The organism is Fischerella major NIES-592 (genome assembly GCF_001904645.1).
In the GTDB taxonomy this organism is placed as follows: domain Bacteria; phylum Cyanobacteriota; class Cyanobacteriia; order Cyanobacteriales; family Nostocaceae; genus Fischerella; species Fischerella thermalis.
Window position 1 is genome coordinate 198,429 of sequence record NZ_MRCA01000006.1, and the last position, 16,253, is coordinate 214,681.

Sequence of the window (16,253 nt, forward strand, 5' to 3'; positions counted from 1 at the left end):
GATTTTTGTGTAGCTGCAAGTTACTTCATAAGTCCAATATTTTTTGGGAAACGAACACCGATGAACACCAATAAACACCGATAATCTATCTGTGTATCATAAGGGAAGCTGCCCTTGGGACATCTACGTTTACTAGAAAAAGTGATAATTTTTTGGTTCTGGAACACAGTCAATTAATGGTATGTAAATAACCCAATAATACCAATTTTCGATTTTCCGCATGTGTATACAACCACCACAAGGAAACTTGTTGTATGGAGACTAATAGCTACACACAAGCAACAGAAATTCAACAGTACTTGCTTATTCTCAAACGCCGTTGGCGATTGATAACAGCAATCATTCTTGCTTCTATTGGCTTATCAGGTTCAGCTCTATTCATGCAAAAACCTGAATATCAAGCAGATGGTATACTACTTTTCAAATCAGACCGCACATCATCACTCACCAAAGTAGGAGAAAAAATAGGTGATTTAGAAGCCTTGATGCGCGAGGGCAATCCTCTAGAAACCCAAGCCGTAATTGTCAATTCTCATCCAATGTTACAAGAGGTTATTACTGCTTTACAGTTAAAAGATGACCAAGGAAAACTAATTGATCCAGAATTACTTAAAGTCAACGTCAAACCAATTGTAGGAACAGATGTCCTTAGAGTTTCTTACGCCTCAAATGATCGTGAATTAGCAGCAGCTGTAGTCAATCAGTTAATGAAGTCTTATGTAGAGAACAACATTCAAACTAACCGCGCGCAAGTCTCTGCTGCGGGTGAATTTATTAAAGAGCAACTACCTGCTTCTCGGCAAGAATTAGAACGTGCAGCCGAAGCGTTACGTCAGTTTAAAATCCAAAACAAGGTGATTCAGCTTGCAGAAGAATCAACCGCAGCTATTGATATTATTTCCAAGCTTGATCAAGAAATAAATCAAGTTAAGGCTGCCTTAGCAGATGTGAGCGCTCAAGAACAACAGATAGCCAGTCAACTAAATGTGAGTGAAAATCAGGCAGTCACAGTTACTTCCTTGAGTCAAATACCTGGTGTTCAAGAAGTTTTGACTGAGTTGCAAAAAGTTCAAACCAAATTAGCAAATGCACGAGCAATTTATACTGAGGTACATCCAACGATTACTGACTTAAAAAATCAACAAGCTACTCTCAATTCTTTATTACAACAACGGACTCAGGAATATTCGGGAATTCCAATAGTTTCTCCAGGTAAATTGCAAATAGGGAAGATTCGGGAAGAACTGACTGATAAATATGTGGAGTTCAAGGCAGAACGACAGGGATTAGAGAAAAAAATCCGAACTTTGTCTAATATCCGAGCGAATTATCAACAACAATTGGCGATGGTGCCAAGTTTAGAGAAAAAGCAACAAGCTTTGGAGCGTAGATTAGAAGCTGCTAAAACTGGCTATGAAAATCTTGTTACCAGACTACAGGAAATTCAGGTAGCAGAAAAGCAGACTATTGGAAATGCCAGAATTGTCCAACCAGCACAGATTCCGAAAAAGCCAGTGATCTCCAAAACGAAAATACTGTTAGCAGGTGGCAGTATATTTGCGGGCGTATTACTGAGTATTGCTGCTGCATTTTTTGTAGACTTAATCGACAGATCATTGAAAACAGTCAAGGAAACCGAAACATTTTTTGGTTACACATTGTTGGGTTTAATTCCCAAATATAAACTGAATAATTCTGTTAGTGGTGTCCAAGAGATAGAAGCTGGTGTTTATCCTCAAGTTATCACTACTACTTCACCTCGCACAGTAGTTCATGAAGCTTACCAAATGCTTCAGGCAAACCTGAAATTTATCAGCCATCGAAAAGTTCGCAAAATAGTAGTCACAAGTTCTGTAACTGCCGAAGGGAAATCAGAAGTTTCTGCCAATTTAGCTGCGGTTATTGCTCAATCAGGTAAGCGAGTTCTACTAGTTGATGCAGATATGCGTAAACCAACGCAACATCATTTATGGGGTTTCATCAACTCGGTGGGTTTAAGCCACCTCCTTGTTGATCAAGGAGTTTTTTCCCAAGCCGTGCAAAAAGTGACAGAGTTTTTAGCAGTGCTGACTGCTGGAGTTATACCTCCTAATCCCTTGGCTCTCATTGATTCTGAAGGTATGACTTCTTTGGTAGATATTTTTGCTGAAAACTATGATTACGTGATATTTGACACCCCACCTCTTGCGGGAATTGCTGACGCAGCAGTTTTAGGAAAAATGGCAGATGGGATTTTGCTGGTAACTCGCCCTGGTGTTTTAGATGCACCTAGTGCTGCTGCTGCTAAGTCTCTACTAGAACGTTCTGAGGCAAATGTTTTGGGAATAGTTGCTAATGCTGTTAACGCCAAGCAGGAACCTAGCAGTTACTTTTATTATTCCAACCTCCGGGATAGAAATAGTACCGCAGACTTGGAGAGAGTGCCACAACAACTGAAATAGGAATTTGATTGCAGATAAAAAAGACTAGACAAAGGGTGGCTTCCGAGAGAAACAAACTATATTTTTCCAATCGGAACTTTATCAACATGACCACAAACAAGAACCGTTTAGAACAGTTTTCTAACGAAAAGCTTGTATTTAGAGAGCGATCGCATTGTATCAGTTGTGGTTCCTCCAATCTTCATCCCTTGTGGCAGGGAAAATTTACTGATGAGCCTACTCGTTCTTTTCTTAACAGATGCCACTATAGCAAAGATTTAGTGCCGTTGCTGGTAGAAGAAACCTTTTCTTTGGTGCGTTGTGAAACCTGTGGCATGATTTTCCATCAACGGATTCTCACACCCCAAGGATTAAATAAGCTGTATGACGAGTGGATTAATGATGCCCAAATCGAACATATGGAAGCACACTATCAAATAGCTAACAAACGAGATACTCTGTTTGAACGTGGGCGACAATCTATCAAGCATCTGTTGCGCGTCAAAAAACTAGTAGAACCACATACAACAGAACAATTTCGCATTCTAGACTATGGTTGTGGTGATGGATACTTCCTGTGTTTAGCAAAGTTTTTTGGTTTTGATGTCTATGGAATAGATTTCAGCAGAAGGCGTAGCGAACGAGCTGCAAAAATGGGTATCTCTGTTTTCAACAATTTGGAAGCTCTAGAATCTGCTCAGATCAATAAAGTACATGCTGTGGCACTGTTTCAAGTATTAGAACATCTTGAAGACCCACTGGCAACCTTACGCAAAATAGCAACCACAATTGCTGACAAAGGAATTTTAATCGTCGAAGTTCCTGACTGTCGAGGAATTAGTCAACCTCAAAATTTTGCAGAATTTCATGCTGTTCACCCCCTTGAACATATCAATGCTTTTACCCCTGTGACATTGAAAAAAATGTGTGAACAAGCTGGATTTATTGCTACACAACGCATCCCCGCTCATGTCACAACTAGTTTCTTGCATATCCTCCGCACAGAAATTAGTCGCTTCATACAACCCAATCGCACAGCCCTCTATTTTCAACTTCCACATTGAGAACAATTACCAATTACCCAAACAATGAGTGTTCAAGTAGACTGGATAGCCAATAAACAACCAGCAGAAGACTCGAATTTAAGTCTCTGGCAACAAATCAAAGAAGACTGGATAGCCCACGGGCGTGATTGGACTCTACCTGGGTTCCGCAGTGTAGCTGTTCACCGCTTTGGAGTTTGGCGTAAGAAAATCAAACCCAAACTCTTACAAATACCTTTTAGCATTCTCTATCTCATGCTATATCGCAGAATTCGCAATCACTACGGAATTGAACTACTTTACACAGTCAAGCTTGGTCGTCGTGTCGTTATTCACCATCAAGGAACAATCATCATCAACGCCTACGCCTCCATTGATGATGACTGCCAAATTTGCCAAGGAGTTACTCTCGGAAGTCGTTACCCAGATCGTCCCTATGATGCGCCTAGATTAGGTAAAGGAGTTGAAGTTGGCGCTGGTGCGAAAATATTAGGCAATGTCACCATTGGCGATTATGCCAGAATCGGTGCTAATGCTGTGGTTTTATGCGATGTCCCAGCAGGAGCAACAGCAGTTGGTATTCCGGCAAAGATTATTAAGTAGAAGGCAATAGGGCACAAGGGGAAAGGATTGTTCAACTCCTTCAATCCCTATTCCCTAACTTATGCAACAAATCACCCACCTGCGATTCAAATCGCAGGCTGATAGCGAAAGTCTTCTAAAGAAGACTAGAAAGGAAGTTCACTCTATTTTAATGGAGTTGAGCTATTAGCCCTGAACTTGAGTTCTGGGCGGGATTTTAGGCTTACTCGATATCACTCATAGAGGTAGCAGTGCCATGTCAATTAGTCAGTTTTTGACTTTGTCTGGTGGTGTTTTTCTGTTAATCAGCACTTTAGTTTTATTGATTATCTGCCTATTTTTTCTAGTTGAATGTACTGCTGCTTTGTTACCAATCCCCTCTTGGCATCGCACACATCAATGGCAAGATACTCAAGTTACTGTGTTAGTGCCAGCACATAATGAAGAAGTTGTGATTCGTTCGACGCTGGAAAAACTCATACCTGCGTTGAAAGCACAAGACCGTTTGATTGTGATTGCTGACAATTGCAGTGATGCGACAGCTGAGATTGCGCGTAGTGTGGGTGCTATGGTGATTGAACGCCATGACTCCATCTGTAAAGGTAAAGGATACGCTCTAGACTACGGCTTACAGTTTATAGAGTCTGAACCACCAGACGTAGTTGTGATTATTGATGCTGATTGTAAAGCTTATCCGGGTGCGATCGCTCAACTGAGTGAATGTGCGATTGCCACAAATCGACCAGTACAAGCTACTTATTTAATGCTGAGACAGAAAAACTCTCAGTCATCGAAAGACCTTGTTTCCCAATTTTCGATCATCATCAAAAACTTAGTTCGTCCTTTGGGTTCAACTCGTTTAGGAATGCCTTGCTTCTTGTATGGTACAGGCATGGCTTTCCCTTGGTCAGTTATTCGCTCAGTCAATTTAGCAAGTGGTCACATTGTTGAAGACTTAAAACTAGGCTTAGATTTGGCGATCGCAGGACACAAACCACTATTTTGTCCAGAAGCAAAAGTTACTGGCTATTTACCACAGCAGTTACAAGCAGCCAAAACTCAAAGAACTCGCTGGGAACACGGTCATTTGCAAATTATGCAAACTTACGTTCCCCTTTTGCTGCAAGAAGCAGTCAATCAAAAAAGGCTAGATTTGTTGGTAACTACTCTAGATTTATGCGTACCGCCTCTATCTCTGCTAGTTATGATTTGGTCAGTATTGATGACCTTTTCTCTACTTTTTGGCGTACTAGCAGGAGTATGGATACCAGTAATCATGGTTATCTGTTCTGGATTGTGTGTCTTGATGTCAATCTTTATAGCTTGGAGTAAATTCGCCTATCAAGATTTACCTTTACACGAGCTTTTAACGATTCCTGTCTATATTTTTTGGAAGATTCCTGTGTATTTTAATTTTTTAGTTCAGTCTCAAAGCCTGTGGATTCGCACTGAAAGAGACAAAATATCATAAGTAAGTTTAAAAACCTCACCCCCTACCCCTCTCCTTAGTAAGGAGAGGGGTGCCGAAGGCGGGGTGAGGTTAAACAGGAATTAAAATTAATCATAAGAACTCAATGTTGTAAATATACATATAACCAAATTTATCTTTCTTTGGATAAGACTAAATGATATCAAGTCCGGCTAATTGCTTACTAGATAAAGCTTGGGTATTAGGCATTGAACATTGGGCATTGGAAAATTATCAGTATCTTAATTACCGATTACCAATTACCCATTATCAATTACCGACCTCGACGAATAATACCAGTTTTCAAGCAAAATGATATGAATCATCAAAAAATTATCGAAAAATATCTAAAAGTTGCTGAGAAAGGGTTGTTTATTTTAGGCTTAAGTTTCTTCTCAGGCATATTTAGTCCTGAATCAATGGGTACAATTCTACCGGAAATCTTTGTTTCATTTATCAGATTCTCGCTTTGGGGGATATTTACCTTTTTAGTTGTTCTGGTTTGGCAGGATGCGATCGCGATCATCAATCGTAACAAAATTCTTTTTATATTATCGGTATTAGCTTATTTTTCATTTATCTGGTCAGAGCTTCCAGACTACACCTTACTTAATGCTAGAGATATCTGGATGATGACCACTTTTGCTTTATATTTTGCTATCAGATTTAGCTTTAAAGAGCAAATCAAAATTATTACCTATACTCTATTAATAGGTATGTTTCTGAGCTTCATTTTTGTATATGCATTTCCTGGTATTGGTAGACACTGGGTAGATCATCCAGGAGCCTGGAAAGGGGTATACGGACATAAAAATTATCTTGGTAGCTTAATGGTTTTAAGTTCATTAGCTTTTTTATCTTTAGCAAAAAATAGCTTACTAATATACAGATGGGGTGGTTTTGCTTTATCTTTATTTTTTATATTGTTATCAACTTCCAGAACTTCTTTAGTTCTCTCTTTTCTACTCTTATTCATCATCACTTTCTATAAAAATTTTCGGTGGCAAGGAAAAGTTAGCGTTATTTTTCTCGATCTGACAATTCTATTTTTAGGATGTATTTCTTTACTAGTTTTTACTTATTGGGTAGAACTAATTACTGGTTTAGGCAGAGATCCAACTATCACAGGCAGGACAATTATTTGGGAGATGGCATTAAATCGAATAATGGAAAGACCATTCTTAGGTTATGGACGTGGTGCATTTTGGGCTCCTAAAAGTAATTACGCATTTGAGGCAACCCAAGCAATTGGTACTGGCTGGGTTCCACCTCACGGTCATAATGGCTTTATTGATACGGCACTTGATGTGGGGTTAATTGGTTTATTGTTATTTTTCATTTGTTATTTCAGGACTTTCGCTAAAGCTCTAAAGTTTGGATATGCTAGTAATAAACCTGAAGAAATTTGGCCTTTAGGGTATTTGATATTTTTGATTATCAATAATATTACAGAGAGTTGTTTGTTATATTTACCTAATATTTATTGGGTTTTGTTTATGACGATCGCTTTTACTCTTAGTAACAAAAGTCAGTATCACACATTAAGGTTTCAGCCTCCGCAATCAGCTTTATTGAAACAATCGCAAGAGAAATGAAAATTGGTAGCTTTCCAAGTATTTGATTAAACGCAGAGGAGCGCAGAGGTTTCCGCAAAGGAACGCAGAGTGTGTGTTTTGACTTTTGGCGGTTCATTAATTATAGGAGGTACAAATTTGCATTTAATTGGAGTTGTTGTTATTGGACGTAACGAAGGAAAGCGTCTTCACCAATGCTTGCTATCAGTGATTGCAAAAGGGATAACTGTGGTTTATGTTGATTCTGGATCAACAGATGCGAGTGTGGCGTTGGCTCGTTTTCTTGGCGTTCATGTTGTGGAACTCGATTTATCTATTCCTTTTACCGCAGGTCGTGCTAGAAATGCTGGATTTGAGTATCTATTGCAAGTCAAGCCAGAAGTTGAATATGTGCAGTTTGTAGATGGAGATTGTTGGATTGTCGAGGGATGGTTGGAAAGAGCAGCATCTGAATTAGATGTTTATCCAGGGGTTGTGGTTGTTTGTGGTCGTCGTCGGGAGGAATTTGCAGAGAACTCTATCTACAACCGCCTGTTGGATATTGAATGGAATACTCCTGTGGGTGAGGCTAAAGCCTGCGGTGGTGATTCCATGATCAGGGTAGGAGCCTTTAAAAATGTAGGAGGTTTCAACCCATCCTTGATTGCAGGTGAGGAACCAGAACTATGTGTGCGCCTGCGACAAGCTGGTGGTAAGATTCTACGTGTCGATGCAGACATGTCATGGCATGATGGGCAAATGACTCGTTTTGGTCAGTGGTGGAAACGCTCAGTTCGCAGTGGTTATGGTTATGCAGAAGGAGCTTGGCTACACGGTCGCAGTCCCGAACGGCATTGGCTAAAAGAAAGTTTGCGGATTTGGGTATGGAGTTTGGTTTTGCCTTTGTTGGCGATCGCTACTTTCTTCCCGACTCATGGGTTAAGTATACTGTTACTACTACTAGCCAATCTTTTCTCTGGCTACCGAGCATACGGGTATACAAGGTCTAGAGGTTTTGCTGCAAAAGATGCGATCGCCTACGGCTTATTTTGTATTTTAGGTAAGTACCCTCAATTAGTTGGTCAAAGCCAATTTTACTTACTCAAGTTATTCAAACGACAGCCAACTATAGTCGAATACAAAGGAGCATTTTAATGCTGGTTAAGACTTTGACCAAAGCTGCTAATTTTGTCAGCAAACCGAGGGAAGCTAAGCTCGTTGATGAGCAATATCGAAAATCCATTGCGATCGTTGGCTGTGGCTATGTAGCAGATTATTACCTGAAAACACTTTCACTTCATCCGCAATTACGGATAGTAGGGGTAATGGATCGGATCAGTGAGCGTGCCTACAAATTAGCTGCATATTATGCTATTCCTCGTGTATACAGTTGTCTAACAGAACTTCTGGATGATGAAGAAGTTGATATCGTCTTAAATTTAACCAATCCCAGCAGTCACTACTCTGTTTCTCAAGCTTGTTTAGCAGCTGGTAAACACGTTTATTCTGAGAAACCTCTAGCAATGCAGATGTGGCAAGCTGAGGAATTAGTCAAATTAGCCCAACAGCAGGATTTATATCTTTCCTCAGCGCCATGCAGTTTATTAAGTGAAACAGCTCAGACAATTTGGAAAGCACTGCGAGAAAATCAGATTGGCACAGTCCGGCTTGTCTATGCTGAAATGGATGATGGACTAGTCCACCTCATGCCTTACAAAAGATGGGTGAGTGAATCTGGTACTCCTTGGCCTTATAAAGATGAGTTTGAAGTTGGTTGCACTTTAGAACACGCTGGCTACTATGTAACATGGCTGACTGCATTCTTTGGCCCTGCGCAATCAGTTACTGCTTTTTCATCTTGTCTAATTCCAGATAAACAAACTGATATACCGTTAGATGTGAAAGCTCCAGACTTTTCTGTAGCTTGCATTAAGTTTGCCTCCGGTGTCATTGCCAGATTAACTTGCAGTATTGTGGCACCCCATGATCACTCTTTAAGGATTATTGGTGATACGGGTATACTTGGCATTCATGATTCCTGGTATTACGGAGCGCCAGTATACATCCGGCGCAGTATCAATATTCGTCGCAAGAGACTAGAAGGCGCTTGGAAGCAAAATTATCGCTTAGTGAAGCCTGCTCCCTACCTTGGGTCTAAAGGCGCTCAGCGTATGGATTTTTGTCGAGGTGTGGCAGATATGGCAGATGCAATGATTGAAAAGCGACCTTGCCGATTGTCGCCTGAGTTTTGTTTGCACAACAATGAAATTGTACTGGCGATTCAAAATTCTTTAGATACAGGTTCTGCTTATAAATTGACCACTACATTTGAGCCTATTAAACCAATGCTTTGGGCAAAGTAAATTTTTTGTATCGGTGTTTATCGGTGTTTATCGGTGTTCGCCTTCCCAAAAAATATTGGACTCATGAAATGACTTACAGCCACAAAAAAGTCAGTGAATAACGAACACAGATGCACACAGATACACACAGATGGATTATCGGTGTTCGTTATACCAAATTACTTCTTCAATCTACTTTCGACGTCAGCTTGAAAATATACTGAGGCTATGTGTGTATGAAATTACTGGTGACAGGAGCATCTGGTTTACTTGGGCAGTATACTGTTGCTGAGGCACTGCGACGTGGGTTTCAGGTGCGCGCTGTTGTAAGACAAATAAGTAATGAAAATCTGCCTTGGTGTAATCATCCAGGATTGGAATTAGTACGCGTAGATTTACAGGAACAAAAGTTAGATAACATAGTTGCTGCATTGCAGGGTGTGAATGTGGTACTACATATAGCAGGAACTACAAAGGGTGACTTTGCTACTCAGTATGCCAGTAATGTGGTGGTGACAGAGAACTTACTGAAGGCAATGGTTTTGTCAGGGGTGTTACGATTAGTGGCTATTAGTTCTTTTGCAGTTTTTGATTACCTGCGAATTAAGTCTGGTGAAACCATTACTGAAGATTCACCGATTGAGTGCGAACCTCCAGTACGGGATGTCTACGCCCAGACGAAGCTGATGCAAGAAGAGATTGTGCGTGATTTTGAGGCAAAATATTGTGGAAAGGTGACGATTCTTCGCCTTGGGATGATTTACGGGCGAGGACATTTGTGGAATGCTCTTGTTGGTGCTAAAGTTAGCGATCGCTTCTGGATTCGCATTGGTGCTAACGCTGAAATGCCTCTGGTTTATGTAGAAAACTGTGCAGAAGCGATTGTCACAGCCGCCCAATGTGATGCGGCGATTGGTCAAACTCTGAATATCGTCGATGACGATTTGCCAACTCAGGATGTGTATGCACAGAAATTAGCAAAAATAATACCAAATTCACCTAGTACTATTACCATCAGCTGGACGGTAATGCGCCTTATGGCTCGTTCTATTTGGCTGTGTAATCAATTGCTTTTGGCTGGTAAGATGCAACTACCTCACATTTTAATACCGGCAAGATTACACGCCCGCTTCAAACCTTTACACTATAGCAATGCTCATGCCCAGCAAGTATTGCACTGGAAACCAAAGTATTCATTTGTTACTGCCTTAGAACGTAGTTGTAGCGATGCTGGTTTGTTGCATGTCTAAGCTTCTTTTATTTCTGCGTTGTTTATATTTTTGCTAATAACTAAAAATCAGGCGTTGCTGAATCTGGTCATGAATTATGTTTGTATACATTTTTGTAGAGACGTAGCATTGCTACGTCTCTACATATCCGTGAATTGTAAATTCATATCTTGATTCAGCAATGCCAAAAATCACTATGAGGTTGATTGTATGCGTATTGCTTACTTAACTGGAGAATACCCCAGGGCGACAGACACCTATATCCAGAGAGAAGTTATAACCCTACGAGAAATGGGCGTGGATGTACACACATTTTCCGTTCGGCGCACAGATGATAGACATATGGTTGCGCTAGAACAGAAACAAGAACGCGATCGCACTTTCTACATTCTCCCCCCAAACCCAATCCATTTACTTTTGGCACACCTGAGTTTACTGCTGGCTTCCCCTAAAAGATATCTCAAGGCTATCAAACTGGCATTCACAACCAGTCAGCCAGGGTTACGAGGCGGCTTATATCAATTTTTCTACTTCTTAGAAGCGGGTATTCTAGCTCAAGAAATTAAACAAAGACAAATTAACCATCTGCATAACCATATTGCGGAAGCTAGTGGTACTGTTGCCATGCTGTCTGCCCAAATGGGTGGTTTTACGTACAGTTTTACACTTCATGGCCCGTATATCTTCTTGCGTGCATATCAATGGCGGCTGGATGAAAAAATCAAGCGATCGCTATTTGTATGTTGTATAAGTTACTATGCTCGTAGCCAGGGCATGATTTTTGCACCTATTGAAAAGTGGAATCGAATGCATATTATTCATTGCGGTATCGATCCAGCATTGTTTGATATGGTTTCTCACAATGAATCAGGAAAACGCCTACTGTTTGTGGGGCGACTGGCAGAGGCAAAAGGTTTACCAATATTACTGGAGAGCTTAACTTTATTAAAACAAACTCATGCAGATATCATCTTAACAATTGTCGGTGATGGCCCAGACCGTCAAAAGTTGGAACAATTGACCATTGATTTGGAATTAACTCAAAACGTCAATTTTGTTGGCTATAAATCTCAGGCTGAGGTACGCAAATATTTTCAGCAAACAGATGTTTTTGTGATGTCTAGCTTTGCAGAAGGAGTACCAGTAGTATTGATGGAAGCAATGGCAGCTGGTGTACCTGTGGTGGCTACCCAGATAGCAGGCATCAGTGAATTAGTAAAAAATGGCGTAAATGGCTACCTTGTTCCACCTGGTGAACCCAATATACTCGCGGAGCGTATAGAAAAATTACTGAATAATCATTTAATTAGAGTAAAATTTAGCACATTAGGTCGAGCCAAAGTAGAAATAGATTTTAACATCCACTATGAAGTTGCACGATTGCATCGCCTCATGACAAGTGCTTTGAATGGACATGTAGAACCAATTCGTCCCTGTATTCCAGAAAATCTAGTTTCTTTGACTGCATGTGAAACAGTAACAACTTCTGTTTCAAGTTGATATAAATGTGTTCTCTGTTATGAAATAAATTGATAAACCACTGAGACACACAGAACACAAAGTGAAGACAGTAGATATTACGGCTTAAGTATTTGCTTTTAAAAATATGACATCTATAAAAAAACTTGCTATTCGTGGAGCAATCTGGACTATTGTTGGTTTCGGAAGTATTCAAATTCTAAGATTTGGCAATAATTTAATTTTGACTCGCTTACTACAACCAGAGTTTTTTGGTTTGATGGCTTTAGTAAATACCTTAAGAATGGGTCTGGAACTTTTTTCAGATATAGGTGTTGCTCAAAATATAGTTAATAGTAAAAGAGGTGATGAACCGACTTTTTTAAATACTATTTGGACTCTGCAAGTAATTCGTGGTGCAGTCATTTGGTTTGTTGGTCTAATTCTTGCGTTTCCAATAGCTAATTTTTACAACGATCAACGTTTACTATGGTTAATTCCGATTGTTGTATTTACTTCATTTATTGAAGGCTTTAACTCTACCAGTTTACACACTCTGCATCGTCAGATGAAACTGGGGAAACTTTCCATTTATGAACTTCTTTTTCAGGTATGTTATTTCTCTACGCTCATAGGTTTGGTTTGGTTGTATCCAACTATCTGGTCTTTAGGTATCGCAATAGTAATTTCAGGAATATATAAATTGGTTAGTAGCTACTGGTTAATACCAGAATATTCTAATCGTTTGGCATGGGAACCAAAAGCAGTTAAAGAAATTCTTTCTTTTAGTAAGTGGATGTTTATCGCATCAACATTAATGTTTGCTGCTGAACAAACTGACCGCCTTGTTTTAGCTAAATTATTGTCATTTGAAATATTAGGTATATACACAGTAGCGTATACTCTGTCCAATATTCCTCGAGATGTGATCAGACAACTTAGCTTTAGAGTTATTTTTCCTGCAATCTCTCAACAATCTCACTTACCAAGGGCTACTTTGCGACAAAAAATTCTACCTCAACGGCAATTAATTCTATTAGGAACTGCAATTATATTAGCAGTATTAATAACTGTTGGAGATTTAGTAGTTGCCTTTTTATATGATCAAAGATACGCAGCAGCCACTTGGATGATGCCTGTTTTATGTACTGGCATTTGGTTTTCCTTGCTATTTTACACTACCAGTCCTGCTTTGTTAGCTATTGGGAAGCCCCTATATTCAGCCCAGAGTAATTTTGCTAGATTCGGAATCATAGCTTTGGGTGTACCTTTAGCATATCAAAACTTCAACGTATTAGGAGCAATTATTGTGATTGCATTTAGTGATTTACCTTTATACTTAGTTAATCTCTATGGACTCTGGCGGGAAAAACTTTCTTGTTTTATTCAAGATATGCAAACAACTGCTTTTTTTCTCGGGGTACTAGCTTTATTTTTAATAATTAGGAATTCTTGGGGATTTGGTCTTCCGATTCAATCATTATTCTAAATATTAGTTTCATATGCGATCGCTCTGCTTTATTCTGCTGGCATGATAATAAAAGAGAATGTATCCAACCACACCAATGCAAAACCAACCGGATGAATTTTTACATACACCATCTATAAAAGAGGATTGGGGTGGAGATGGTAGAGGGTGCATGAATCTTTCAGGAAGACGCACTGCCATTTCCAAAGAATATTTACCTCACCAATACCAATTTTTTGACACTAATGCTGTGCAAGAAGAGTGCAAGTGGCGGATTAACGGAATACCAGAGGAAGTAATTTCTGCAAGACGTCGGTTGTTGACATGGCATGAATGTGGTGCATCAACTTCTAGAGTAGTTCTACCAAGGCAGTTTGAAGCTCCTTCTGGTATATTTACAGCTGATTTAGAGATATTCGTGCTTAAGGGTGCAATTCAAGTAGGCGAGTGGCGGTTAAGCAAGCATGGTTACTCTTTTATTCCAGCAGGAGTAAAATTTGGGCCTTGGAAAGTGTTAGGTGATAAAGAAGTTGAAATCCTCTGGATGGAGAATGGTTTTCTTGAGTATAGAAATGCCGAAAACAATCATCCAGATGCTAATTTAAGTGATTTTATTCCAGCATTGGATAGTAAATTATTAGCGTGGAGTAAGACAGATACTGTGCAATTTGTACAAGCAAGTAAGAAGTGGCTCAGGAAAGATAGTAATGGAGGGGGAGTATGGCTACTTGCTATCTTGCCCCATTATGAAGGTAAATATTCAGAAATACAATGTTATAACGAAGAAGGTTATTGCCTAGCCGGATACTGTGATGTAGGAGATTACAGGTTCTTAAAAGACCACTTTTTGTATTGTCCAAGTTTTAGTACTATTCCCAAACACAGAACAGATGATGGCTGCTTATTTTTGATTCGAGTTGATAGAGATTTATCAAAAGTGAGTACAGTCTTGTCATATGCACCTGGAGATACCTAATGATTAGACAAAGTAATGTGTCGGGTATTCTTTGTGGATTGGCGGTTTAGACCAGAAACCAAAGTTAAACACTTTGATCTCACCCTAGAAGCTGTTACAAGGGTTCCACCTTCTAGTTCGACACTTCGACTACTATCTCATCAAGCGTTTCAAATAGCGTCCAGTTGGTGAACCTAGAACTTGTCCGTTGTGATAGATTAAATTCCCTCGCAAAAAGGTTGTTTTTACCCGTCCAGTTAACTCCAATCCTTCAAAGGGGGTATAACCTTGCTGTGACTGCGACTCAGTCGCGCGGACAACAAAGGTTTCATTAGGATCTAACAGCACCAAATCTGCATCGTAACCAACAGCAATATCACCTTTGGAACTTAACCCAAACCTCCGCGCAGGATTCCAGCTTAATAACTCGGCCATACGATTGTAAGACATGCCACGCTTGCTACCTTCACTAAAAACACCGGAAAGTAGGTATTCTGTGCCACCAAAGCCAGATTTAGCCAGCCAAATATTATTCGGATCTTTCTGAGAGGCTTTCTTTTCGGCTGAACAACAAGCGTGATCGCTGACAATCCAATCAACTTGGCGATTAAGTACAGCTTGCCACAGGTATTCTACGTCTGCACGGGAACGAATGGGGGGGTTCACCTTTGCCCATTTGCCTGTAGGTGTATCTATATCTAATAGAAGATGTCCTACAGTTACTTCCCGGCGAAAATTGATGTGAGGAAAGATTGTTTGCATCATCAAAGCAGCTTCTACTGCTTTGCGGGAACTGAGGTGTAACAAATTAATATTAAGACAATTAGTTTCGTGTGCCAAGTAGGAAGCAATGCAAATGGCTAACCCTTCAGAATGAGGCGGACGCGCTGCACTATATGCTTTTAAACCAGTGAGGCTGGAGTCTTGCTGGACAATTTTGGTGTAGGCGTTAAGGATTTCGGCTACTTCGCAATGGAGACTGAGACTCAGGCGATCGCTTGCTTCGGGATACAATTCCCTCAGCTTGGTCAGACCACGCATGATAAATTCAAAGTGAGCAAAGTCATACCTTTCCTCTTTATTAATCATCAAAAATAGATTTTGTTGATCGGAAAGACCATGCAAACCATAGCCACCGTAGAACATAAAAATTTTAAATGACCCAATCCCATATTCCTCAAATAGCATTTGCATCTCATCGATATGAGACGCGCTAATTGGGGCAATATGATAACCATAATCAACAAAAAAATTCCCTTGTGATAGTGCCAACACTTCCGGAAAAAAATCTCTGTAAGAGCCGCCTTTGTTGAGATAATACTGCCCTGTACGGATATAATTCAGACTTGTAGTCACACCTCCAGTTGCTGCTACTTTGCTTTCCGTCACCGCATCTTGGTCAAGTGGTTGATAAATACCGATGTGCATATGGGCATCAACAACCCCAGGAAACCCCAGCAAATTTTGGGCATCAAACACCTCTTTGGTTTCGTCTGGGCTAATATAAGGTGCAATTTGGGCAAATTTCCCATCCTTAATTCCCAAATCAACCAGTTCCACTGCATCCTGATGGGGACGCACTACCCGCACATTTTTAATAATTTTATCTAATACGGGAGCTTCAGACACAGTATACCTCGGACTAAAATGAGTACAGAACCTAAAGTTTTATTTAATGCTCAAAAATGATACGTAGCGCTCAGGAACTTTGTATACCAAAAAGGATAAATATTCT

The 16,253-nt window shown here is 40.0% G+C and carries 12 protein-coding genes and 2 pseudogenes; 13 read left to right on the forward strand and 1 reads right to left on the reverse strand.

The annotated features are described in order from the left end of the window. Positions 1-254: 254 nt before the first annotated feature. The 13 genes and pseudogenes from NIES592_RS26375 to NIES592_RS13495 form a co-directional block, all read left to right on the forward strand. Positions 255-1,535: pseudogene (locus NIES592_RS26375) on the forward strand (GumC family protein); the annotation flags it as partial. Between the two features lie 252 nt (positions 1,536-1,787). Beyond that, positions 1,788-2,441: pseudogene (locus NIES592_RS26380) on the forward strand (CpsD/CapB family tyrosine-protein kinase); the annotation flags it as partial. An 86-nt stretch (positions 2,442-2,527) separates the two neighbouring features. Then, positions 2,528-3,484 carry a class I SAM-dependent methyltransferase gene (locus NIES592_RS13450; RefSeq protein WP_073555995.1) on the forward strand — a complete coding sequence of 319 codons (957 nt, stop codon included), beginning with the start codon at positions 2,528-2,530 and terminating at the stop codon, positions 3,482-3,484. A 24-nt stretch (positions 3,485-3,508) separates the two neighbouring features. Next, positions 3,509-4,066: a serine O-acetyltransferase gene (locus NIES592_RS13455; RefSeq protein WP_009454745.1), complete on the forward strand. Its 558-nt coding sequence runs from the start codon at positions 3,509-3,511 to the stop codon at positions 4,064-4,066. 235 nt (positions 4,067-4,301) lie between these two features. Further along, positions 4,302-5,516, forward strand: coding sequence for a glycosyltransferase family 2 protein (locus tag NIES592_RS13460; RefSeq protein WP_073555996.1), 1,215 nt, complete (start codon positions 4,302-4,304; stop codon positions 5,514-5,516). A 154-nt stretch (positions 5,517-5,670) separates the two neighbouring features. Further along, positions 5,671-5,829 (forward strand): hypothetical protein, encoded by a 159-nt coding sequence (locus NIES592_RS25205; RefSeq protein WP_178379547.1) that lies wholly within the window; start codon positions 5,671-5,673, stop codon positions 5,827-5,829. 1 nt (position 5,830) lies between these two features. After that, on the forward strand, positions 5,831-7,108 hold the full coding sequence (locus NIES592_RS13465) for an O-antigen ligase family protein (protein ID WP_073555997.1): 1,278 nt from the start codon (positions 5,831-5,833) through the stop codon (positions 7,106-7,108). A gap of 117 nt (positions 7,109-7,225) precedes the next feature. Further along, positions 7,226-8,221 (forward strand): glycosyltransferase family 2 protein, encoded by a 996-nt coding sequence (locus NIES592_RS13470; protein ID WP_062250613.1) that lies wholly within the window; start codon positions 7,226-7,228, stop codon positions 8,219-8,221. After that, positions 8,221-9,429 (forward strand): Gfo/Idh/MocA family protein, encoded by a 1,209-nt coding sequence (locus NIES592_RS13475; RefSeq protein WP_073555998.1) that lies wholly within the window; start codon positions 8,221-8,223, stop codon positions 9,427-9,429. The genes NIES592_RS13470 and NIES592_RS13475 overlap by 1 nt, the downstream gene beginning before the upstream one ends. A 215-nt stretch (positions 9,430-9,644) precedes the next feature. Then, the gene (locus NIES592_RS13480; RefSeq protein ID WP_073555999.1) at positions 9,645-10,658 is read left to right on the forward strand and encodes an NAD-dependent epimerase/dehydratase family protein; all 1,014 of its coding nucleotides are present in this window, start codon (positions 9,645-9,647) and stop codon (positions 10,656-10,658) included. A 189-nt stretch (positions 10,659-10,847) separates the two neighbouring features. Continuing rightward, positions 10,848-12,137: a glycosyltransferase gene (locus NIES592_RS13485; protein WP_073556000.1), complete on the forward strand. Its 1,290-nt coding sequence runs from the start codon at positions 10,848-10,850 to the stop codon at positions 12,135-12,137. A gap of 106 nt (positions 12,138-12,243) precedes the next feature. Continuing rightward, positions 12,244-13,584 carry an oligosaccharide flippase family protein gene (locus NIES592_RS13490; protein ID WP_073556001.1) on the forward strand — a complete coding sequence of 447 codons (1,341 nt, stop codon included), beginning with the start codon at positions 12,244-12,246 and terminating at the stop codon, positions 13,582-13,584. 76 nt (positions 13,585-13,660) lie between these two features. Continuing rightward, positions 13,661-14,539 carry a DUF4437 domain-containing protein gene (locus NIES592_RS13495; protein WP_073556065.1) on the forward strand — a complete coding sequence of 293 codons (879 nt, stop codon included), beginning with the start codon at positions 13,661-13,663 and terminating at the stop codon, positions 14,537-14,539. Positions 14,540-14,671: 132 nt separating this feature from the next. Here NIES592_RS13495 and NIES592_RS13500 read toward each other — a convergent pair whose 3' ends face one another. Further along, the gene (locus NIES592_RS13500) at positions 14,672-16,147 is read right to left on the reverse strand and encodes a dihydroorotase (RefSeq protein ID WP_073556002.1); all 1,476 of its coding nucleotides are present in this window, start codon (positions 16,145-16,147) and stop codon (positions 14,672-14,674) included. Positions 16,148-16,253 lie beyond the last annotated feature (106 nt).

What these genes read in the sequence shown, in the direction of transcription:
- NIES592_RS13450 (WP_073555995.1), top strand. Translation starts at nt 2,528, where the DNA reads ATGACCACAAACAAGAACCGTTTAGAACAGTTTTCTAACGAAAAGCTT.
- NIES592_RS13455 (WP_009454745.1), top strand. Translation starts at nt 3,509, where the DNA reads ATGAGTGTTCAAGTAGACTGGATAGCCAATAAACAACCAGCAGAAGAC.
- NIES592_RS13460 (WP_073555996.1), top strand. Translation starts at nt 4,302, where the DNA reads ATGTCAATTAGTCAGTTTTTGACTTTGTCTGGTGGTGTTTTTCTGTTA.
- NIES592_RS25205 (WP_178379547.1), top strand. Translation starts at nt 5,671, where the DNA reads ATGATATCAAGTCCGGCTAATTGCTTACTAGATAAAGCTTGGGTATTA.
- NIES592_RS13465 (WP_073555997.1), top strand. Translation starts at nt 5,831, where the DNA reads ATGAATCATCAAAAAATTATCGAAAAATATCTAAAAGTTGCTGAGAAA.
- NIES592_RS13475 (WP_073555998.1), top strand. Translation starts at nt 8,221, where the DNA reads ATGCTGGTTAAGACTTTGACCAAAGCTGCTAATTTTGTCAGCAAACCG.
- NIES592_RS13480 (WP_073555999.1), top strand. Translation starts at nt 9,645, where the DNA reads ATGAAATTACTGGTGACAGGAGCATCTGGTTTACTTGGGCAGTATACT.
- NIES592_RS13485 (WP_073556000.1), top strand. Translation starts at nt 10,848, where the DNA reads ATGCGTATTGCTTACTTAACTGGAGAATACCCCAGGGCGACAGACACC.
- NIES592_RS13490 (WP_073556001.1), top strand. Translation starts at nt 12,244, where the DNA reads ATGACATCTATAAAAAAACTTGCTATTCGTGGAGCAATCTGGACTATT.
- NIES592_RS13495 (WP_073556065.1), top strand. Translation starts at nt 13,661, where the DNA reads ATGCAAAACCAACCGGATGAATTTTTACATACACCATCTATAAAAGAG.